This is a genomic window from Bacteroides stercorirosoris (assembly GCF_900142015.1).
GTDB classification, from domain to species: domain Bacteria; phylum Bacteroidota; class Bacteroidia; order Bacteroidales; family Bacteroidaceae; genus Bacteroides; species Bacteroides stercorirosoris.
Genome location: NZ_FQZN01000002.1, coordinates 329,279 through 349,767, shown reverse-complemented (window position 1 = coordinate 349,767; position 20,489 = coordinate 329,279). Strand labels below are relative to the sequence as shown.

General features: G+C 45.7%; 17 protein-coding genes and 1 pseudogene. 5 read left to right on the top strand and 13 right to left on the bottom strand.

The window, feature by feature from the left end; genetic code table 11:
• From BUC01_RS02820 to BUC01_RS02765, 12 genes are all read right to left on the bottom strand, one after another.
• Complete coding sequence (locus BUC01_RS02820) at nt 1-885, bottom strand: lysophospholipid acyltransferase family protein (RefSeq protein WP_034524281.1); 885 nt, start codon at nt 883-885, stop codon at nt 1-3.
• Nucleotides 886-890: 5 nt separating this feature from the next.
• Nucleotides 891-1,148 carry an acyl carrier protein gene (locus tag BUC01_RS02815; protein WP_025831812.1) on the bottom strand — a complete coding sequence of 86 codons (258 nt, stop codon included), beginning with the start codon at nt 1,146-1,148 and terminating at the stop codon, nt 891-893.
• Nucleotides 1,149-1,155: 7 nt separating this feature from the next.
• The gene (locus BUC01_RS02810; RefSeq protein ID WP_025831813.1) at nt 1,156-2,376 is read right to left on the bottom strand and encodes a beta-ketoacyl-[acyl-carrier-protein] synthase family protein; all 1,221 of its coding nucleotides are present in this window, start codon (nt 2,374-2,376) and stop codon (nt 1,156-1,158) included.
• Nucleotides 2,373-3,101 (bottom strand): flexirubin biosynthesis SDR family reductase FlxB, encoded by a 729-nt coding sequence (gene fabG / locus BUC01_RS02805; protein ID WP_073312642.1) that lies wholly within the window; start codon nt 3,099-3,101, stop codon nt 2,373-2,375. Before fabG ends, BUC01_RS02810 begins: the two co-directional genes overlap by 4 nt.
• Nucleotides 3,102-4,631, bottom strand: a complete 1,530-nt coding sequence (locus BUC01_RS02800) for a flexirubin biosynthesis tyrosine ammonia-lyase FlxA (RefSeq protein ID WP_175560854.1) — start codon at nt 4,629-4,631, stop codon at nt 3,102-3,104.
• Nucleotides 4,632-4,753: 122 nt separating this feature from the next.
• On the bottom strand, nt 4,754-5,146 hold the full coding sequence (locus BUC01_RS02795) for a bactofilin family protein (RefSeq protein WP_073312640.1): 393 nt from the start codon (nt 5,144-5,146) through the stop codon (nt 4,754-4,756).
• Nucleotides 5,147-5,284: 138 nt separating this feature from the next.
• On the bottom strand, nt 5,285-7,543 hold the full coding sequence (locus BUC01_RS02790; protein WP_073312680.1) for a RelA/SpoT family protein: 2,259 nt from the start codon (nt 7,541-7,543) through the stop codon (nt 5,285-5,287).
• Between the two features lie 69 nt (nt 7,544-7,612).
• Nucleotides 7,613-8,920, bottom strand: a complete 1,308-nt coding sequence (locus BUC01_RS02785) for a lytic transglycosylase domain-containing protein (protein WP_025831814.1) — start codon at nt 8,918-8,920, stop codon at nt 7,613-7,615.
• Between the two features lie 34 nt (nt 8,921-8,954).
• Nucleotides 8,955-9,713, bottom strand: a complete 759-nt coding sequence (locus BUC01_RS02780) for a DUF5683 domain-containing protein (protein ID WP_025831815.1) — start codon at nt 9,711-9,713, stop codon at nt 8,955-8,957.
• Nucleotides 9,710-10,600, bottom strand: coding sequence for a ParB/RepB/Spo0J family partition protein (locus BUC01_RS02775; protein ID WP_025831816.1), 891 nt, complete (start codon nt 10,598-10,600; stop codon nt 9,710-9,712). Before BUC01_RS02775 ends, BUC01_RS02780 begins: the two co-directional genes overlap by 4 nt.
• A gap of 16 nt (nt 10,601-10,616) precedes the next feature.
• A complete protein-coding gene (locus BUC01_RS02770; protein WP_021968027.1) occupies nt 10,617-11,381 on the bottom strand; it encodes a ParA family protein in 765 nt (254 codons plus the stop codon).
• 382 nt (nt 11,382-11,763) lie between these two features.
• Nucleotides 11,764-12,273 carry an HU family DNA-binding protein gene (locus BUC01_RS02765; protein ID WP_007667090.1) on the bottom strand — a complete coding sequence of 170 codons (510 nt, stop codon included), beginning with the start codon at nt 12,271-12,273 and terminating at the stop codon, nt 11,764-11,766.
• 2,640 nt (nt 12,274-14,913) lie between these two features.
• Between BUC01_RS02765 and BUC01_RS26150 the strand changes: the two are divergent.
• From BUC01_RS26150 to BUC01_RS02740, 5 genes and pseudogenes are all read left to right on the top strand, one after another.
• A pseudogene (locus BUC01_RS26150) lies at nt 14,914-15,210 on the top strand (energy transducer TonB); the annotation flags it as partial.
• 4 nt (nt 15,211-15,214) lie between these two features.
• Nucleotides 15,215-16,432, top strand: coding sequence for a WG repeat-containing protein (locus tag BUC01_RS02755; protein ID WP_083595426.1), 1,218 nt, complete (start codon nt 15,215-15,217; stop codon nt 16,430-16,432).
• 224 nt (nt 16,433-16,656) lie between these two features.
• Complete coding sequence (gene surE, locus BUC01_RS02750) at nt 16,657-17,421, top strand: 5'/3'-nucleotidase SurE (protein ID WP_025831821.1); 765 nt, start codon at nt 16,657-16,659, stop codon at nt 17,419-17,421.
• A 108-nt stretch (nt 17,422-17,529) separates the two neighbouring features.
• A complete protein-coding gene (lpxB, locus tag BUC01_RS02745; RefSeq protein WP_073312678.1) occupies nt 17,530-18,666 on the top strand; it encodes a lipid-A-disaccharide synthase in 1,137 nt (378 codons plus the stop codon).
• Between the two features lie 162 nt (nt 18,667-18,828).
• Complete coding sequence (locus BUC01_RS02740; protein WP_025831822.1) at nt 18,829-19,590, top strand: NigD1/NigD2 family lipoprotein; 762 nt, start codon at nt 18,829-18,831, stop codon at nt 19,588-19,590.
• A gap of 56 nt (nt 19,591-19,646) precedes the next feature.
• Here the strand turns inward: BUC01_RS02740 and BUC01_RS02735 are convergent, their stop codons facing one another.
• The gene (locus tag BUC01_RS02735) at nt 19,647-20,486 is read right to left on the bottom strand and encodes a phosphatidate cytidylyltransferase (RefSeq protein WP_025831823.1); all 840 of its coding nucleotides are present in this window, start codon (nt 20,484-20,486) and stop codon (nt 19,647-19,649) included.
• Nucleotides 20,487-20,489: the final 3 nt, after the last annotated feature.

Genomic DNA, 20,489 nt, shown 5'->3' with positions numbered 1-20,489 from the left:
TTATTCAGGCGATTTCCAGAAAGGATAGTAATTGAACCATTGTTCGGGATATTGGCCGATTATTTTTTCCAGGGCATTCACATATTGTTCCAGCAATAACTGCTCGGCTCTCTTTTCTTTTGAACGTGCTACACTCTCTGCCGGAATAAAGTGGAAATGGTAGGTTTGCTTAGCCTCCCTCATGGCAAAATAGAAAACTACCGGAACCTTCATCCGCGTTGCCAGCAGGAAAGGGCCGATTGGAAAAGATGCTTCCTGTCCCATAAATGTACATGTCAGCAGCTTGTCCGCATTCAGATAACGGTCTCCTTGAAAGCAGACATATTCTTTATTATCCAGTGCTTCTGTAATTTTGAATATATGAGCCAGGTTATCTTCATTGACCGGTATTATCTTATAGGGTTGCTGCCGGCCGTTCTTTTTCAGTATTTCTTTAATCTTCTGATGTTCGGCATCATACATCACCACGTTCATCTTCTTGCTGTAATCATTGAAAAAGGGAGTTCCTATTTCCCAGTTTCCAACGTGGGCGCCAATCATGATTACTCCCTGGTCACCATCCAATATATTCAGAAATTCCTGATAGTGATTAAACTTGAAATGATACTTGCCGACCATCCCGTTTCCGATAGCTACTTTATCGATGAGTATCTGTCCCAGACGATAATAGTTGGTCAGCAATAATCCCACCGAGCGCATACGGTTCCGTTTTAGTATACGGCGGGAGTATTGCCAGATACTCTTTGTTGCTTTCGGAGCAAACGGAATGAAATAAAGAACGATCAGAGTCAGAAAACCATAAGCGGCCTTAACTCCGAGATACCTGATCATGTAAATGAAAAACAAGTATCCGGATGCGCCGCCACGGGTTTTACCTTTCCACATTTTGCTTATTCGTTTTTATTCTCTGCCATACGGGTGATGACGAGATTATAGAAGTCCTGGAACGTCTTGATTCCGACAAAATCCTGTCCGGTTACATTGAAACCGAAGTTTCTCTCAATCAATACTACCATATCCACCAAGTCCAGGCTGTCTAACTCCAATGTTTGCATGAGCGGAGCATCAGATTGGATAAGGTCGATATCTACTTCAAATTCTTCTGATAAGGTTTCTCTTATCTTTTCGATGATTTCTTCGTTGGTCATACTTATATTACTTTACTTTTTTGATGATTAATGTGGAATTTGTTCCACCGAATCCGAAGGAGTTCGACAAGAATGTATCAAATTCCGTATGTACTCGTTGAGCAGGGATATTCAGCAAGGCAGATGCTTCGTCCGGTTCCTCGAAGTTCAGGTTGGGGGCAATGAAGTTATTCTGCATCATTAAAGTAGAATAGATAACTTCACTGGCACCTGCCATCCACATTTCATGACCGGTCATGGATTTAGTGGAGGTCACGTATGGACGATGCCCCTCAAATACCTCGGCTATGGCTTTTGCCTCATTCAAGTCTCCTATCGGAGTGGATGTTGCGTGGGCATTGATGTATTTTATCTCTTCCAAAGCAATTCCCGCATCCTTGATGGCCATTTCCAATGAGCGTCTCGGCCCGTCTATATTGGGCACGGATATGTGTTCTCCGTTTGAAGAGAAACCATAGCCGATAACTTCCGCCAGTATGGTAGCGCCGCGTTTCACTGCCGATTCGTAACTCTCCAGAACCAGGCTGGCACCGCCGCCGCTGGGCACAAGTCCGTCCCTGTTCTTGTCGAAAGGCCTGGATGCTTTCTGCGGTTCGTTTTCGCGGGTAGAGAAGGCGCTTAATCCATCGAAACTCCCTACGGAGAAAGGATTCACTTCTTGCGCGCCTCCGCACAGGATGCAGTCCTGTAATCCCGATTTAATGAGCAGATACCCCATGCCGATGGCGTGTGAACCACTTGCGCAGGCGCCGGAGATGGTGAAGTTCACCCCTCTGAGTTTGAATATGACCGACAAGTTCATGGAGACAGTCGAGTTCATGGACTGGAAGATTGAACCGGAACCTACCAGAACCGTATTTTTCTTTTCCCGTATAATATCTACCGCATTGATAATGGGTGCGGTGCTGCTATCGTTTCCAAACAAAACTCCGACTTCGTTTGCTTCCAGAAATGCTTCGTCGATGCCTGCATTTCTGAATGCTTCTACTGTTGCCATATAGGCATATTCACCCTGTTCGGGCAGGCAAAGACGCTTCCGCCTATCCAGTAACTTTTTGAGTTCGGGGCGTTCCAACATACCTGTCAGTGAGGATAGATATCCCAATTCTTTTCGTTCGGGATCAATGCCAATCCCCGATTTCCCATTGTATAAGGAGTCTGTTACCTCGTCCAGATTTTTACCGATACACGAGTAGATTCCCATACCTGTGATGACAACCCTTCTCATGTATGCAGTCCTCCATTGATTGAAATCACTTCACCCGTAATGTAAGAGGCAGCGGGGGATGCCAGGAAGCCGACAAGTTCTGCCACCTCCTCCGGTTCGCCGAAGCGTCCGGCAGGGATGTGTTTTTTCCACTCGTTTTCATTGATATCCTCAGTCATTTCCGTGCGGATGAATCCCGGCGCTACGGCATTGACTGTCACATGTTTCTTTGCTACCTCCTGGGCTAATGCCTTGGTGGCTGCAATGACACCGCCTTTGGCAGCGGAATAATTGGTTTGTCCGGGCATACCTTTGATACCTGACAGTGAAACGATGTTGACTATGCGCCCGAAGCGTTTGACTAACATATTTTTAAGCAATGCCTGGGTGACATGGAAGAAACCGTTCAGACTGGTGTCCAATACACTGTTCCATTCTTCTCCGGTCATCCAGAGCATAAGGTTGTCTTTGCGTATGCCTGCATTGTTTATCAGCACTTCGATATAATCCTCCGGATGGCGTATGCTCCAGGAGTTTATGGCTTCGGTCACTGCATTCGGGTCGGTGACATCGAATTTCAGCAATTCTCCGTCCCCGCCTTTTTCACGGACCAATTGCAGGGTTTTCGCTGCTTCCTTATCGTTACTCTGATAATTTACCAGTACTGTATACCCCATCTCTGCCAGTTTTATGCTGACAGTACGTCCTATGCCCCGGCTTCCGCCTGTTATTAACGCGTATTTCATTTATAAATTGAATTTCTTGTTTTTCAAGTACTCACTCATCGCTTCTATTTCCTTGTATTTGGGAGTGTCTTGGGTGAATACGGGGAAAAAAGCCCGGATTTCATTATACACACAGCGTGAGTTCGCACTTAGGTTCTCCTGTATTTTCAGATAATCTACAGCCTGTACGATGCCCATAAACAGAATACTCATAACCTGGAAAGAATTCTCTATAACGGTTTTTGCCATTAATGCGGAATTGGTTCCCATACTCACAATATCCTGATTGTCATTGTTGTTCGGGATGCTGTGCACATACATTGGATTGGATAAGGTCTGACATTCGGCTGTTGTGGAAGTGGCGGTGAACTGTGACGCCTGGAGTCCATAGTTTAATCCTAATACGCCCAGGTTGACGAATGGGGGAAGTATGCCGTTTATGCGGTCGTGGAACAGGTAGTTCAGCTGGCGTTCACTGAGCATTGTTAATTTGGTAATGGCTATCTTCAGTTTATCCATTTCGAAAGAGACATAGTCACCGTGGAAGTTTCCACCGTGATAAACATTTTGCGTCTCCGGATCTACAATCGGATTGTCACAGGCTGAGTTGATTTCGTTTATCAGCACCTCTTCCGTATTTGCCAAGGTGTCATAAACCGGGCCTAATATTTGCGGAGTACACCTCAACGAATAGTAGGGCTGCACTTTATGTTCGAAAATCTTTTCTTCGTGTTTTTGCCCGTACAATTCATTCTCCCTTTTCCGGGTACACTTACTGCCTGATATCCAGGTCCTCATAGCTTCAGCTATTTTCTGTTGCCCTTTATGAAGCTTGGCATCATTCAATGGCTGAGAGATAAAATCGTCATACGATGCGGCAATTTCATTCATCATTACTGAGGCGCATACCGACCAGTTGAGCAATTGGCGGGCGTAAATCAGATTGACAATGCCGATACCTGTCATTACGGAAGTACCGTTTGTCACTGAAAGTCCCTCGCGTATATGTATGGAGAAAGGTTTGAGATGATTCTTTTCGAGTACCCGGGCGGTGGGTTGCAGTTCTCCCTGATAGAAAACGTCTCCTTCTCCTATCAGGGTTAAGGCCATGTGGGCAAGTTGCACTAAATCTCCACTGGCGCCTACGCTGCCATGTTCGGGTATGTACGGGGAAATGTTCAGGTTAATGAACTTAACAAGCAGGTCTACCAATTCTGTATGTATGCCTGATTTCCCTTGAAGAAAAGTGAATAATCTGGCAATCATTGCAGCTTTCACATAAAGTGGGGGCAATGGTCTTCCCGCTCCGGTAGAGTGGCTTCTGATGATGTTATATTGCAACTCTGTTAATGATTTATCTTCAATCCGATATTGAGCCATAGGCCCGAATCCTGTATTGATTCCGTAAATAATTTTATCACTGGAGAAATCCCTTAAAAAGCGAAAACTCTTATCTACTTCTTGAATACATTCATCGGAAATAACTATTTTTTCATCATCAAACAGCAGCTTCTGGAGCGTTCCCAAATTTATATATTTGCCGACTATCATAGTATACTTCATTGATATAGGTTGCAAAAATAGCTATTTTATATCAATAATGGGTGTCTATGCAGTATAAAACTTTTCTTGCAAAGATGGTTTTGGAATACTTGAATCTATTGTAAATAATGTTATTCGGTAACGGCTTCCAACAATTTTACTTCCTGATTCATGTCATTCGTATTGCAGCTTCCGTTGAATTTGGCTTGCGATTCTATTTCCAGTTTCGTGGTATAGATGTTGCCTTGCATCACGCAGTTGGCTTTCAGGGTGAGTTCATCTTTCACATAAGCATCACCAATGATAGTACCATGCAGGCAGGCATGCGTGCAGGAAATGTTTCCGTTTATTCTTCCTTCGGGGCCGATCACTATTTTGCCGGTGCACCGGATATTGCCTTCTATAGTTCCATCGATACGCATATCTCCTTCTATAGAACAGTCACCTTTGATTAAACTCTGGCTGGAAAGGGTGGTCAATTGGTTACTAACTTTATCGTCTATTCCTTTTTTTGAGTTAAACATACTAATGTGCTTTTTATAGTTTATATTCTTATATATGTAATTTGTCACTCTTTCAGCAGGATGATTATGCTTTTTACGTAAGAGTCTGTAGGGATAATCTTTACTACCGGTTCTTGCAATAAGAATAGGGTGTTTCTTTTATGCTTCTACACGGGTTACCTGCTTGATGTTCTGTATCTGTTTCAGATTATTGCAGATGGTTTTCACATCGTCCACATCGTGTACGTACAACTGAAGGTTTCCTTCGAAGATACCGTCCGTTGTTTCAATGGCCAGCTTGCGGATGTTCACATTCAGCTGGCGGGAGATGACTTGCGTCACTTCGTTCAGCAGTCCCATGGCGTCTATACCTTTTATATATATATTCACCAGGAAAGAGAGTTCTTTGTGGGTGTCCCATTCAGTGGCAAGAATACGGTTGCCGTAACTGCTCTTCAAACGGGCGGCAATGGGGCATTGGCGCTTATGGATGATAATCCGGTCGTTCTCGTCAATATATCCCAGCACATCGTCACCGGGGATGGGGTGGCAGCATTCTGCCATGATATAACTTTTCTGTATATTCTCTTCCGTCAGTTTCAGGATTTGTTTCGTATTGATTTTCTCCTTTTCCTGCGGCGCTTTCTCTTCAACCGGTTCCTTGTTGTCTTTATTGCTGCCGAATGAGAATGTGAGGAACTTCTTCCAGTTGGTTCCCTGTTTCTCTTTTAAGGCATTCTTGTCCAGGTCTCCGAGTACGATTTTCTTGTTGCCGATGGCAATGAGCAATTCGTCCCGGCTTTTCATATTGTGGGCTTTCACCAATTTGTCTATCAGCACATCATCCAGACGGAGTTCTTCTTTCTTGAAGAATTCGTTCAATAGGGTCTCGCCTTCCTTCTGGCTTGTCCTTTGTTCTTTGCGCAGGATGGCGGCAATCTTGGCGCGGGCACGGGCGGTTGTGGCAAATACTTCCCACTCTGGTTGTACCCGTTGCGATTTGGATGTCAGTACTTCAACCTGGTCGCCACTCTGCAACTTATGACTCAGGGGCACGAGTTTATGGTTCACTTTGGCACCGATGCAGTGGCTGCCGATGTCCGTGTGCAGGGAAAATGCAAAGTCCAGTGCCGTAGAGTTCTGCGGCATGGTTTTGATTTCTCCTTTTGGAGTGAACACGAATATCTCCGAGGCAAACAGATTCAGTTTGATGGTATCGAGGAAGTCGATGGCGTCCGGTTGCGGGTCATCGAGTATTTCCTTAATGGTACGCAACCACTTATCCAGTTCGCCTTCATCTTCGCTGCCACCGCCTTCTTTATATTTCCAGTGGGCGGCAAAACCTTGTTCGGCTACATCGTTCATCCGTTCGCTGCGGATTTGCACTTCAATCCACTGTCCGTTATTCCCCATAAGGGTGACGTGCAAGGCTTGATAACCGTTTGCTTTGGGATGGCTTACCCAGTCGCGCAGGCGGTCGGGGTGGGGCTTGTATATCTTGGAGATGGAGACGTAGATGTCGAAGCAATCGTTCAGCTCTTCGTCCGTATTGCGCGGCTCGAAGATGATACGCACGGCAAGCAGATCGTAGATTTCTTCGAAGGGTACGTGCTTGGTCTGCATCTTGTTCCAGATGGAGAAGATGGATTTGACACGTGCAAGAATACGGTATTTCAACCCCATCTTGTCCAGTTGCGCACGAATCGGGGCGGTGAATTCCTTGAACACCTTGTCGCGTTCGGTGGCTGTGGCTGCCAGTTTTTCTTCGATTTCGTGGTATTCTTCGGGATGCTCGTATCTGAAGCTCAGGTTCTCCAATTCGGTCTTTATCTTGTAAAGTCCCAGGCGGTTGGCGAGGGGGGCATAGATATACAGTGTTTCGCCCGCAATCTTGAACTGCTTGTTGGGAAGCATGGAACCTAACGTCCGCATATTATGCAGGCGGTCCGCTATCTTGATAAGAATCACGCGTATATCGTCGGACATTGTCAGCAGCAGCTTCTTGAAGTTCTCTGCTTGTGCCGAAGCCCGGTCGCCGAAGATGCCACCGGATATCTTGGTCAGCCCGTCCACAATCTGGGCGATTTTCGGGCCGAATATGTTCTCTATGTCTTCCACGGTATAGTCCGTATCTTCTACCACATCGTGCAGCAAGGCGGCACAAATGGATGTAGACCCCAGACCTATTTCGGTGCAGACAATCTGTGCCACAGCAAGCGGATGCATGATGTAGGGCTCGCCTGAACGGCGTTTGATGCCCTTATGCGCCTGGTTGGCAAAATTGAATGCCTTTGTTATAATCTCAATACGCTTGCGGTGTTTGGTTGCCAAATAGTCGTTCAACAGTTGCTGGAAAGCCTGTTCTATCATTTCTTCTTCGACTTTTTCTTTATCTTTCTGGCTCACATTCTCCTCCATAACCTGTTCTCCTTTCTTCAATTGTTGCAAAAATAAGCAAATTTCAACACCATACAAGCGTTTGTGCGTTTATTTATATATCTTCAGTTGCTTTCCGGCGGAAATGTTGGTATTGCGCAATCCGTTCCAGCTTTGAAGTTGTTTGACGGTGACGCCATAACGGCGTGCGATGCTACCCAGCGTTTCGCCGTTCCGTATTTTGTGACGTGTCAGGTTTCCGCTGCCGGTTGTAGCGCGGCGCGCTGTGGAGCGGGTTTCGGAGATGGCTACCGTTCGGCGGTTCTTGAATAATTCGTCGGAGCGGTGGGCGTAAATCGTATCCTGGCTGTCGATAAATGTGCTGATGTAATTCATCGGCAGACGGAGGGTTTGCGCTTTGCTTTCACCGGGGATAACGCTTTTCTTATATTGGGGATTCAGGCTTTTTAATTCTTCCAGGCTGACGCCGCAAATGTCGGCAAGTTGTTCAAAGTGTAAGTTTTTCGTTACCTGAACGGTATCTGTAGCATCGGGAATGTTGGTCTCCATGGGGCAGATGTTGTGCTTGCAATAGTATGTCATCACATAGTTGGCTGCGATGAATGCGGGCACATATCCGCGGGTTTCCTTCGGCAGGAAATTGTAGATTTCCCAGTAGTCTGTTTTCCCTCCGGCGCGGCGTATGGCTTTGTTGATGGTGCCCGGACCACAGTTGTAAGCGGCAATCACCAGGTTCCAGTCCTGATAGATGGCATACAAATCTTTCAGATAGCGGGCGGCTGCCCAGGTAGCCTTTATCGGGTCGCAGCGTTCATCGACGAGGCTGTTGCTTTCCAGGCCGTACATCTTTCCGGTAGCCAGCATAAACTGCCACAAGCCGGAAGCGCCGACGCGCGACCTTGCGGAAGGGTTGAGGGCGGATTCGATAATGGGCAGATATCTGAGTTCAAGCGGCAGGCCGTAGGTATCGAGCGCTTCTTCAAAAATAGGCATATAAAAGTTGCAGGCACTCAGCATGAACGATACGTTGTTGCGCAGGCGGCCTGTGTACATATCAATAAATTTGCGTACAATTTCATTGTATGGCATTTCCATTACAGCGGGAATGCGGCTGAGGCGGTCGATATAGACAGAGTCGCTGAAAAGCGGATTCTCTGTGGACGTGCTGCAATCTTTGCTTAAGTCGATATAGTTCTTTGCTTTCCAGTCGTTGAGCAGACTGTCCAGCGGATAAGTCATACTTTGCGGAAGCTCGATGCTTTCTTGCCGTTCTGTTCCGTTGTCGCGGATAAGCACATCCACACTTTCCTGCGCTTGCGCCTGAAAGGTGAAAAGTGACAGACAGAACAGGAATGGAGTAGCGATTAACTTCTTCATGTTTACAGATTTATTTTTCATGTGTGATTATTCTTTTGTATAGCTTATTTATTCATTAAAAACGGAAACTGCATTGCAGCCCGACGGACTTGTTGGAAGTGCCGGAACTGAATTGATTGTTGATTACAGCCGGTTCTATCCGCATGCTGAGGTCAGGAGTGATATCGAAATTGGACAGCTCTGCATCTACGTATGCATCGATTACCGATATCAGATAGACGCCTATAAAGGCGAAAATGCTCAAGTCGCGATACCGGCGGTACGTATCCTTTCGCTTCCGGAGGGTTTCTACTATTTGTGAATTGGGGACGCGACCTATATATCCGGGAGGCAGAAGGTCGGTGATGCTGCTGGCATCCCAATTCCCATTGGCGGCGTCCTTGTAGGCCTGCATATAGTCTTTATACATCTTGCCGTTCCACGTAAGTGCATACGCACATCCGGCGAAGCCTCCGTATATAATAGGTAGTTTCCAGTACTTCCGGTTATAGATTTGTCCGCCTCCGGGGATGACGAGGGCAAGCCAGGTCGCCTTGGTCGGATTGGGGATGAATACTTTTTTGTTGACTGCCTCGTGCAGGCTGTCCGTCGATGCGGGCGGCACTTGCGGGGTGGCGGTGGAGGTCATCTCCAACAGACGCTTTTTGTTTTCGGCAGCGATGCTGTCGGCTATGGCAAGGCTGTCTGTGGCTACCGAAGTCCGTCTGGCAGCGGCGCGCGGTTGGTTTTGCCCATACATAGCAATCCCTGCCGTCTGCACGAAGCAAAGCAGCAGGGCGATACACCATTGATATGTTCTTGTTCCTTTCGTCATTTATTTTTTAGAGTATCGAGTATGCCGATAATACGTTCTAAATCTTCTTCGTTATTGAACGGGATACTGATTTTACCTTTTCCTTTCTCCGAACAGGTCAGCTGCACTTTGGTGCTGAAGAAGCCCGAAAGCTGTTGTTTCAGCATGTTGAATTCTTCCGGCAGTTTGGCACGTTTGGGAGCGATTTTGCGTCCGCCGCTTTTCACGGTTTCGCCTTCGCTCAGGGATTTTACTATTTCTTCCACCTTGCGTACGGAATATCCGTGCTCGATGATTTCTTCGAATATCTTCACTTGCAGCTTCGGGTCACCCAGGGTGACGAGCGCACGGGCATGTCCCATGTCTATCAGCTTGTTCTGTATGGCCATCTGGATGGGGGCGGGCAGCTTCAGCAGGCGCAGATAGTTGGCGATGGTGGTGCGCTTTTTGCCGACACGCTCGCTGAGGCGTTCCTGGGTCAGGCCGTATTGCTCCAGCAAGTGCTGGTAGGCGAGGGCGATTTCCACGGAGTTCAGGTCTTCGCGCTGAATGTTTTCGATGAGCGCCATTTCCATGACGTTTTCGTCGTCGGCAGTGCGGATATAGGCGGGGATGCTTTTCAGACCAGCCCGTTGCGAGGCGCGGAAACGTCGTTCTCCGGCAATAATCTGATATTCATCGTCCGACAGTTTGCGCAGGGTGATGGGCTGAATGATACCTATCTCAGAGATTGAATCGGCAAGTTCCTGAAGGGCAGTCTCGTCAAATTCATGACGCGGCTGGTTGGGGTTGACGACAATCTTCGACAACTCTATTTCGTTGATGGAAGAAGAGCCTTCGGTCTGCACTTCGTCCATTGAGAGCAGGGCGTCCAGCCCGCGTCCTAATGCATTTCTTTTTTGTGCCATGGTTCTTCGTTTTTGGTTAATTGTTATGGCTTATCAGTTCTTTGGCAAGTGCCATGTGATTCTTGGCTCCGGTGGAGTCCGCGTCATACAGGATGGTGGGCAGACCGTAGCTTGGGGCTTCGCTCAGTTTGACGTTGCGCTGTATGACGGTGTCGAACACCAATTCCTGGAAGTGGCGTTTCACTTCGTCATAAATCTGGTTGGCCTGACGCAGGCGCGAGTCGTACATCGTCAGCAGGAAACCTTCGATTTCGAGTGCCGGGTTCAGTTTCGACTTGATAATCTTGATGGTGTTCAACAGCTTGCTGATACCTTCCAGTGCAAAGTATTCCGCTTGTACGGGGATAATCACGGAGTCGGCTGCGGTGAGCGCGTTGATGGTAATCAGTCCCAGTGAAGGCGAGCAGTCTATCAAGATATAATCAAACTCCTCCTTCAGTGGGGCAAGCACTTCTTTCAAAATCTTTTCCCTGTTTTTCAGGTTGAGCATCTCTATTTCGGCGCCTACCAAGTTTATGTGGGAGGATATCACTTTCAGTGTATCAATCTCCGTGTCGTGGATAGCTTCGCGGACATCGGCCCGGTCGATAATGCATTCGTAAATAGTGCATTCCGCCTGCTTGATGTCGACACCCAAACCGGAAGAGGCGTTTGCCTGCGGGTCTGCGTCCACAACGAGCACTTTCTTTTCCAGGGTAGCGAGGGAGGCTGCGAGGTTAATCGTAGTCGTTGTTTTTCCTACACCACCTTTTTGATTTGCCAAAGCAATAATTTTTCCCATATTCTTAGTGTTTATTGGCAGCGAAATAAGTGATAATTCCGTATTGCGCCTACTAAAAAAGAGAAAGATTGCAAAATCTGTTGATAAGTCGCCTATTTTGTTAATAACTCTAAGCCGTTTGATTTTCATTCCGGCTTCTTGCGGCACTTTTTCGTTCTCTTAATTTAGCTTGCAAATATACGTAATAATCTTGAATTGAAATATCTTTTTTGTCTCGCTTGCAGAAGATTAAGATTTGTTTTAAATGACTTCTTGCATTTTTAGGCGTGGTTTGTACGATAATCAGGTTGTTTTATGCTTTCATTTCTTTCATCAGCTTTCAGGCTGTTGTGTGTAAGGTGTTTACGCTGAAATGTCCGGTTGTGGGTTACTTTCAGTTCTTTCAGTCTGTTACCGTTCCGGTGTCCTTTGCTTCGTCTTCCGGCGTATTTGGGGTATGTACCCGTTCGCGTTCCAGCGTTTCGGGGCGCAGCATTTCGTGGGGGAAGTACTTGCTCAGCGGGTAACGGAAGAAATCCATGTTTTGGCGTAGCCTTCCCACCAACGAGCGGTCCGGTTTGAAGTAAATGCGTGAAACCTGCACCTTGCCAGGCATCACGTCGTCGGGATGTTCGAAGCCTTCGCTTGTTATGGCGAGGTTGAAGGAGCCGAGGCCTCTGATGGTGACGGACTCGCCTTCTCTGAGCGCTTCCTCTATGTATTTGGGCAGGTCCACCAGTACGCTTTGTACGTCGCCCTCACTCATGCCTTTACGGTGGGCCATGCGTTGTGCCAGCTTTTCGGTTGTCACTCCGCCGCGCGGTTGCAGAGTGCGCTGCACAGCGTAATACAGTTGTTTCATTCCTTCCTTGGAGCGGAAGAGTTTCTTTCTTACTAAATAAATCATTCCCATATCCTTGTTCCTGTTGATTGATGCTGTTGATGATAGCTATGCTTCTTAATGTCAGCTGCATAGGAACTTAACGCCTGAAACTCGTTTCCCTATGAACCATAACTCCCTTTGCTTTGCTGCTCAAGATGGCATCTTGTGTTGTTCAAGATGGTATCTCGTACTGCGTAAGATGCCATCTTGAGCGGCAAAGGTAATCATGCTTCGGTAGATATGCAAGCTTTTTGCAGGGGAAAGGTAAGGAGTTTGTGCGTGATGGGGAACGTGCCTCTTTATGCGGTGGGAAGTTTCTTCCGTTAGGGGGGAGGTACTGAAAGCAGGAGATGCATCGGATTTTTAGAAGGAATAAAACTTTTTGATGATAAATGTCGGGTGAAATTTTGTAATGTTATATGTATTATCTAACTTTGAAGCGATAAAATACTTGTTTGATCAGTAAAACGGATTGCCTATGGAAGATGACAAAACTATGATGTAAAAAGGAAATATCCTTTTTGGAAGTAGCCCGACAGAATGCCGGACTACGTAATTTTTAATGATTTCTATTTATTAATAACAAACAAAGGAAAAGCGTTTCCGTTCTTTCTATACATATTAGAGCTTTAGCTCTTATTGCTTGGTCCTGAAAATCGCCAATTGGAAAGCCCAAGAGATATAAGATGTTGAAGTTCGCGCTCTATGGGCGTGAACTGTTTACACTTATTCCTTGGGCGCGGTGTTTGGCGATACCTCAGGACCGGATAGGTTGAATGGTTCCGCCTTTTTTTTTGTATCATAATCCAATATAATATGATGCATTCTGATGTAAAAATATCGGGCACCAATTCCGGTATCTATAATATTCTGATAGCTGTTTCTGTTTTTTTAGTCTTTCTTTATGTCCCATTGGTTCAAACCGTAATAGATGGGAAAGTTGTTGAATCTTTCACTGTTGCGGAAAATATAGATAAAGATTCCGGTGGCTTTTATTTATTCCTTATTTTTCTGATGGCTGCTGCCATATTGGTTATCGGAATCTTGAAGATAACGTTGTCTAAAATCTTTCAACATTTTGTTGTAAGTGTCGTGGACTTTTATTATAGCCTTGGTTTCTGCGTTGGCCTTATTCTTATGGTTGTTGCTCTTAGCTCCCAAAATACCGGGACGTCTTACTGGGGGCATGAAATAAGGCAGATGATGGGAATAGGGCCGTATCTATTGATATTTTGTTCATTGACCTACTTTGTTGCAGCTTTAGGTCATCTTTGTTCATTCTATAAATGGTACCCGTTGCAAACTCTTTGTTGGGGGCTGCATCCGGTACTTAATATTCTTGTCACTTCGCTTCTGTCGCTTGTCGCTGCCAAGCTTATTCCTGATTCTGCCGGTGATACGGTGTTAAAGACTGTCTGTGTCATTATAGGTTGGGGAGTGCTATTTGCTGAAATTTGGCTGTTGGTTACTTATCGTAAAGAATGGAACCGCAAACTACGTGCAAGAGTGGATCATAATCCAGAAAATGCGGAAACGGATTCATCTGCATCGTTGGTGTCTATAGAGAAACAGCAATACTCTCCGCAGGATGTTTCTCCTTCTGCTGCAAATGCTTTTAATGATAAACCTCAGCCTGTAGCCCCACCGATTAAGGAAGCGATGGAAGTCCCTGCTTCGCCTGGCTTACATAAGAAATACTATATAATAGGGGGCGTGTCAGTGTTGGTGCTTCTGTCTGTTTTGTTCTTTTGTTTGAAGGGTGGAGAGACTGTGGAAGCGGTAAATATGCCCGCCATTAAAGAAGCCCTTTATGAGGGAAGGGTTGGAAAATCAGAAGTGCAAATGTGTTTAAAGCAGGAAGGCGATTCTTTGTATGGCACCTATTTCTATAAACGGAACAAACAGGAAATTCAGTTGAGCGGGAAGATAGAGGATGGATTGCATTACGTTGTCAATGAGTTTGTCAACGGGAAGAATACCGGAACTTTTCAAATGGAGTTATGGGAGTATGATGGAAATTATTCTTTGACAGGTACATGGAGCAATGGAAAGAAGTCTTTTAAGGTCAATTTGGAAGACAAAATACACAGGATAATTCCTTCGACGGATCCGGAGCATCCGTTTGTAGGTGAATGGAACTCGAAAGATGGCGCAAAATTTGCAAACGCTGAATTAGGATTGTATAATAAGGATATAAAGGGATATGGATATGGTTTCTTCATGATTGAGATAGAGGAGGATTTCCGACAATATCGAGTGGATTCCATTTTGCAATTAAACGGAAATACGGCTGTATTGGCAATGGGGGAGGAGAAATTCACATTGACCTATAATCCTTCCGACCGAAGCTTGCAGGTAGAAACTGAAAAGTCAGGTTCTTTTCATCTGTTTTTAGACCAGCGAGACCTTGCCCAACGTCTGGCAGATTGGGAGGCGCTTATTGCTGCAATTCCGCCCGAAGCTCCGTCTGTACCCGAAAGTAAAAGCCAGAATACAGAGGAGGCTGAGTATGATTCTCAAACAGAGATTCCCGAAGTGCCGTATATAGCTCCTGTTGAAGAAACCGATGAGCGCGAGGAAGCGGAGAGAGCCAGGCTGCAAGCCGAATTGGCGGCTGAACTGCAAAAGGAAGCGGAGGCTGAAGATCCCAATAAGATATATGACAATGCAGAGGTGATGCCTGAATATCCCGGCGGACAGGTGGCACTGATGCGCTATATCGCACAGAATGTGAAATATCCTAAGAGTGCGCAGGAAAATGGTACGCAGGGAATAGTCGTAGTGCAATTTGTAGTAGATGCGGACGGCAGTGTCACTAATGCGCATGTGATAACAAGTGTTGATCCCTATTTGGATGAAGAAGCCCTTCGGGTAATAAAATCAATGCCTCGATGGACACCGGGAAAGCTGAACGGTAAACCCGTCAGAGTGAAATATACAACTCCAATTAAATTCAGATTGTCGTAAGAAGATGAAAAAATATTTGATAACAATGTGTTTGGCAGTAGGCATGGTTTTGCCTGCCGCCGCCCAGTTTACTCCTATCAGGATAGGGGAGAATGCCAAAAAAGTGATAATAAACAGGTATGACACCAACTATGCCTTTCATGATGGTTTGCTTGCCGTGAAGAACGACGAGACCGGTTTGTGGGGATTTATAGACGAGCAGGGGAATAAAGTGATTGATTACCAATGGGATTATAAAAGTTTCGGTTATCCTCAATTTGGAGGTGGAGCTTGCCTGGTATGCAAGTCCGGTCGTGACATGTGGGGCCGCACTGAGACTTGGTACGTCATTAATAAGCAAGGGCGGGCTATAAAACTCAATGCGAGGATTATAGATTCTGCTCCTTTCAACAAAGATGGTTATGCCTTGATTGTAAAGACGGTGAATGACAGATACTCCAAGTGTACTTACATTGACAGGCAAGGCCGTGAGGTATTCCCGGCGCTTGTCCAGACGATGTTGACCGTGGGCGCGCAAAGCCCGGAAGAGGTGCGTCCTTTCTCCAATGGCTTGGCGGCCTTCTATGATATGGAGAAAAGGCGTTATGGTTTTTTCGATAAGGCTGGCAAAATCATTTGTCCGGCCATCTACCTGAAGGTACAGGACTTCAGCGAAGGTCTGGCTGCTGTGAAAGTGACCGAGAATGGCGGGCGGTGGGGATTTATTGACGTATCGGGCAAGATGGTGATTCCTGCTAAATTCAGCAAAGAGCCCTATCCGTTCCGTGAAGGAAAAGCCTCTGTTGCAAAGAGAGAGGGCGGAGTGGTGATGATTGACAAGACCGGAACGGTGATAAGCCCGGAATTTGAGGATATTCGCAACTTCTATTTGGGATATGCCTATGCACAGTTCAAGGACAGACGATATATGGATATTGTCGACGAGAACTTTAATGTAGTCAGGCCACAGTTGGAAAATAAAATGTTGGATCCGACCAGGCGGAATGGTGAACCTATTGAGTTCATCAATGGCTATTCCACTTGGGCAGGTAGCCCGGGAGCCTCTTTGCCTTTCCTGCTGAGTCCTATAGGGAAAATGCTTCGCTTTAGCTCTGATTGGGGAGAAAGCATAGATGTGAAGCATCGCACGGAGAAAGTCATCCATGTGAAACTGAAGAAATACGATGGGTTCATTGATTATGACGGGAACATTGTGTTTTATTTTGCAGAAGACGAGTTTTAGGCATCCATAGTGTGCAGCTGTTTGTGTTGGATACAAAACAAGAAACCTATATTTGTATATAAGTAAGTATTTATAATTAGTTCACATAATAATTATGAACACTTACTTATTCTTTTTATTCGATATATCGAATGAAACGCAAACTTTGGGACAACAAAAGCAAAGTATTGTATTAGGTGCTTTCTTTATTTTTGCCTACTTTTGCACTGAAAATAAAGATGAATATGGAAAATCAGAGACCTTTGATATTAATTTCTAATGATGACGGCATCATTGCGAAAGGTATTAGTGAGTTGATAAAATTCCTCCGTCCGTTGGGGGAGATTGTGGTAATGGCGCCCGATGCGCCCCGTTCGGGAAATGCAAGCGCACTGACGGTGACAGAGCCAATCCATTACCAACTGGTACGCAAAGATGTAGGACTGACTGTTTATAAGTGTTCCGGTACTCCGGTTGACTGTATCAAACTTGCGTTTCACACGGTGCTTGACCGTAAACCTGACCTGATAGTCGGCGGCATTAATCACGGCGATAATTCTGCTGTAAATGTGCACTATTCCGGTACGATGGGAGTGGTGATCGAAGGTTGTCTTAAAGGTGTACCTTCCATCGGTTTCTCCCTCTGCTGTCATGAACCGAATGCGGACTTTGAACCGTCCGGCCCTTATATCCGCGAAATAGCCCGTCAGGTTTTGGAAAAAGGATTGCCGCCGTTGACCTGTCTCAATGTAAACTTTCCCAATACTCAGGAACTGAAAGGCGTGAGAATCTGTGAGCAGTCCAAAGGACAGTGGACAAATGAATGGGAAAACTTTGCACACCGTGGAGATACCCATTACTATTGGCTGACCGGCGAATTCCAGAATACCGATCCGGATAACGAAAAGAATGACCATTGGGCGCTTGATAACGGATACATTGCTATCACTCCTACCAAGGTCGATGTAACGGCTTACGAACTTATTGATGAACTGAAAACTTGGTTCTAACTCAATTGACAATTGACAATTGAAAGTTGACAATTACTATGCAGATTGAAAGTATAGCCAATTATTAACAATGAATTGTCAATTGTCAATTATCAATTGTCAATTGATATGAAGTATTACTTGATTGTCGGTGAAGCTTCCGGTGACTTGCACGCATCTCACCTGATGGCTGCTTTAAAGGTTGAAGACCCGCAGGCGGAATTCCGCTTTTTCGGGGGCGACCTGATGGCTGCCGTAGGCGGGACGATGGTGAAGCACTATAAGGAACTGGCATATATGGGCTTTATCCCGGTGCTTTTGCATCTGCGCACCATCTTTGCCAATATGAAACGTTGCAAAGAGGACATCGTGGCATGGCAACCGGATGTAGTGATACTGGTGGATTATCCGGGTTTCAACCTGAATATAGCCAAATTCCTGCATGCCAGGACACAAATTCCCGTCTATTACTATATCTCTCCGAAGATATGGGCCTGGAAGGAATACCGCATCAAGAATATCAAACGGGATGTTGATGAATTATTCTCTATTTTACCGTTCGAGGTGGAATTCTTCGAAGGAAAACACCACTACCCGATACATTATGTAGGTAATCCGACAGTAGATGAAGTGACTGCTTTCCGTGCGGAACACCCCGAAACGTATGAGGACTTTATACGTGAGAATGGCTTGGAATCTAAACCGATTATCGCCTTGCTGGCCGGTAGCCGGAAACAGGAGATAAAAGACAATCTGCCTGATATGCTTCGTGCAGCATCTGCTTTTCCGGAGTATCAATTGATTTTAGCGGGCGCACCCGGTATTTCTCCCGATTATTATCAGGAATATACAGGCAGTGCAAAGGTGAAGATTCTGTTCGGGCAGACTTACCGTTTGCTGCAACAGGCTGAGGCTGCATTGGTAACTTCGGGAACTGCTACTTTGGAGGCGGCTTTGTTCCGCGTGCCGCAAGCCGTTTGTTATCATACACCGATAGGAAAAGTGATTTCTTTTCTGCGTCGCCATATATTGACGGTGAAATATATTTCTTTAGTAAACCTTATAGCCGACCGGGAAGTGGTGAAGGAATTGGTTGCTGATACGATGACGGTTGAACAGGCTCGTGCCGAACTGGAACGTATTTTATATAATAAGGACTATCGGCAGCAGATGCTTGACGGATATGAGTATATGGCATCTCGCCTGGGTGATGCGGGCGCCCCGAAGCATGCGGCGCAAGAAATGGTGCGTCTGTTGAAAAAGTGAAAAACTTACATAATGAAAGCCTTTTAGTTTCAAAAGGATGATAAAATAGTTAAAAGGTATGAAGCCGGTGCAGTATATGCCCGGCTTTCGTATTTTATAGACAGAACATAAAAGTGGTGTAAAACCGATAATTAGTAAGAAACAAGCAAAAGGACTTTGATTATGAAAAGATTACATTGGTTATTTTTAATGATGTGTTTGGCTGTGTTACCTGCTTTACAGTCGTGTGATGATTTTGATGACGGATACTCAATCGGTGATTTCTCTTATCCGAACTGGGCTACGGTGCGTTTAACGGGGAATGCTTTTTATCTGAACAGCGATACTTGGGGAACGTTATGGCCTATCAACACTGATTTGGGCTGGTATCAGCCGGTAGACGGACAACGTATGGTGACTATTTTCAATCCTATTTATGATAATTACGGGGAATATGACCATGCGGTGAAAATCCTGAAGATGTGGCATGCCTTGACGAAAGGCGTAGAAACGCTGACACCTGAGAATGAAGAAGAATATGGTAACGATCCGGTCTTTATTTATAAAGGTGACATCACTATCACCGGAGGATATATGAATATTATCTTTATGCAGAACTTGCCGAAAGACCCGGAAATGAAGCATCGTATCAGTCTGGTGCAGCGTGCCGGGAATGCTGAAGTGCCTTTGGATGAAGAAGCCGATGACGACGGATATATCCATCTGGAACTTCGTTACAATGACTATGATGATTTGAGCGGGATTCGTGAGGCAGGACTGGTGTCCTTCAATCTGAAAGATTTGAATATAACTTCTGAAACAAAAGGTATCAAGTTGAAACTGAATTCAGAAGTGAACAATGAAGTTGAAATAACTTTTGATAAACAATCAGACAATACAGAGAAAGCTTCTAACTTAGATTTCTCAAAGATGCAATTGAAGTAGAGTAAAGTGTTTTGTTTGGAGGCCGGGTGAATGTGAATTCCCCCGGCTTTTTCTTTTTAGAGCAGTGTCAGGACATAGAGATAGACTACTGCGGCGGGAATTGCCATCAAAGCGCTGTCGAAGCGGTCGAGCATTCCGCCGTGTCCGGGCAGGATATGTCCTGAATCCTTGATGCCCAGTTGGCGTTTCATTAATGATTCCGTCAAATCTCCCCAAGTTCCGAAGATGACAACCACCAGTGCCAGACCTGCCCATTGCAGGACAGATAGGAACGGGAAATAATGTGCGAACACAAATGAAGAAGCGATAGAGAAAATGCCGCCGCCAATGCTTCCTTCCCATGATTTCTTCGGAGATATGCGCTCGAACAGGCGGTGTTTGCCAATCAGTGAGCCTACACAGTATGCACCTGTGTCGCTCAGCCAGATAAATACGAAGATGGATAATGGTAGGATAGGGTTGTAGGTTACGCTGCTTTCTGTCGGATTATACTGGAAAGCCAGCACATTGAGCAGTGCAAACGGCAATGCCACATACAGCTGGCTCAGCATGGAATAAGCCCAGTTGCCGATAGGATTTTTCTTCTTCAGATACAGTTCCGTAATCATCAGGTAAAGCAGTAATGCCAGATAGGGCAGGAATACCTGTGCTCCGATGGTTGACTGGCAGAAGCCCATTACGGCTAAAAAGAGATAAGCGCCTCCCAAAGCTGTAATCGTCTTATTGATTTGTACTTCACCATTTTGGTTGATCAGGTGGGTGAACTCGTGTACGCTCAGTGCACCGATAATGGTGAACAGGATACCGAATGAAAGGGGGCTGTATAGGATACAGCCCACCAATACTACTACGAATAACACACCTGTTATGGCGCGTTGTAAGAAATTGCTTTTCACGGT

What these genes read in the sequence shown, in the direction of transcription:
- BUC01_RS02820 (WP_034524281.1), bottom strand. Translation starts at nt 885, where the DNA reads ATGTGGAAAGGTAAAACCCGTGGCGGCGCATCCGGATACTTGTTTTTC.
- BUC01_RS02815 (WP_025831812.1), bottom strand. Translation starts at nt 1,148, where the DNA reads ATGACCAACGAAGAAATCATCGAAAAGATAAGAGAAACCTTATCAGAA.
- BUC01_RS02810 (WP_025831813.1), bottom strand. Translation starts at nt 2,376, where the DNA reads ATGAGAAGGGTTGTCATCACAGGTATGGGAATCTACTCGTGTATCGGT.
- fabG (WP_073312642.1), bottom strand. Translation starts at nt 3,101, where the DNA reads ATGAAATACGCGTTAATAACAGGCGGAAGCCGGGGCATAGGACGTACT.
- BUC01_RS02800 (WP_175560854.1), bottom strand. Translation starts at nt 4,631, where the DNA reads ATGATAGTCGGCAAATATATAAATTTGGGAACGCTCCAGAAGCTGCTG.
- BUC01_RS02795 (WP_073312640.1), bottom strand. Translation starts at nt 5,146, where the DNA reads ATGTTTAACTCAAAAAAAGGAATAGACGATAAAGTTAGTAACCAATTG.
- BUC01_RS02790 (WP_073312680.1), bottom strand. Translation starts at nt 7,543, where the DNA reads ATGGAGGAGAATGTGAGCCAGAAAGATAAAGAAAAAGTCGAAGAAGAA.
- BUC01_RS02785 (WP_025831814.1), bottom strand. Translation starts at nt 8,920, where the DNA reads ATGAAAAATAAATCTGTAAACATGAAGAAGTTAATCGCTACTCCATTC.
- BUC01_RS02780 (WP_025831815.1), bottom strand. Translation starts at nt 9,713, where the DNA reads ATGACGAAAGGAACAAGAACATATCAATGGTGTATCGCCCTGCTGCTT.
- BUC01_RS02775 (WP_025831816.1), bottom strand. Translation starts at nt 10,600, where the DNA reads ATGGCACAAAAAAGAAATGCATTAGGACGCGGGCTGGACGCCCTGCTC.
- BUC01_RS02770 (WP_021968027.1), bottom strand. Translation starts at nt 11,381, where the DNA reads ATGGGAAAAATTATTGCTTTGGCAAATCAAAAAGGTGGTGTAGGAAAA.
- BUC01_RS02765 (WP_007667090.1), bottom strand. Translation starts at nt 12,273, where the DNA reads ATGGGAATGATTTATTTAGTAAGAAAGAAACTCTTCCGCTCCAAGGAA.
- BUC01_RS02755 (WP_083595426.1), top strand. Translation starts at nt 15,215, where the DNA reads ATGAAAAAATATTTGATAACAATGTGTTTGGCAGTAGGCATGGTTTTG.
- surE (WP_025831821.1), top strand. Translation starts at nt 16,657, where the DNA reads ATGGAAAATCAGAGACCTTTGATATTAATTTCTAATGATGACGGCATC.
- lpxB (WP_073312678.1), top strand. Translation starts at nt 17,530, where the DNA reads ATGAAGTATTACTTGATTGTCGGTGAAGCTTCCGGTGACTTGCACGCA.
- BUC01_RS02740 (WP_025831822.1), top strand. Translation starts at nt 18,829, where the DNA reads ATGAAAAGATTACATTGGTTATTTTTAATGATGTGTTTGGCTGTGTTA.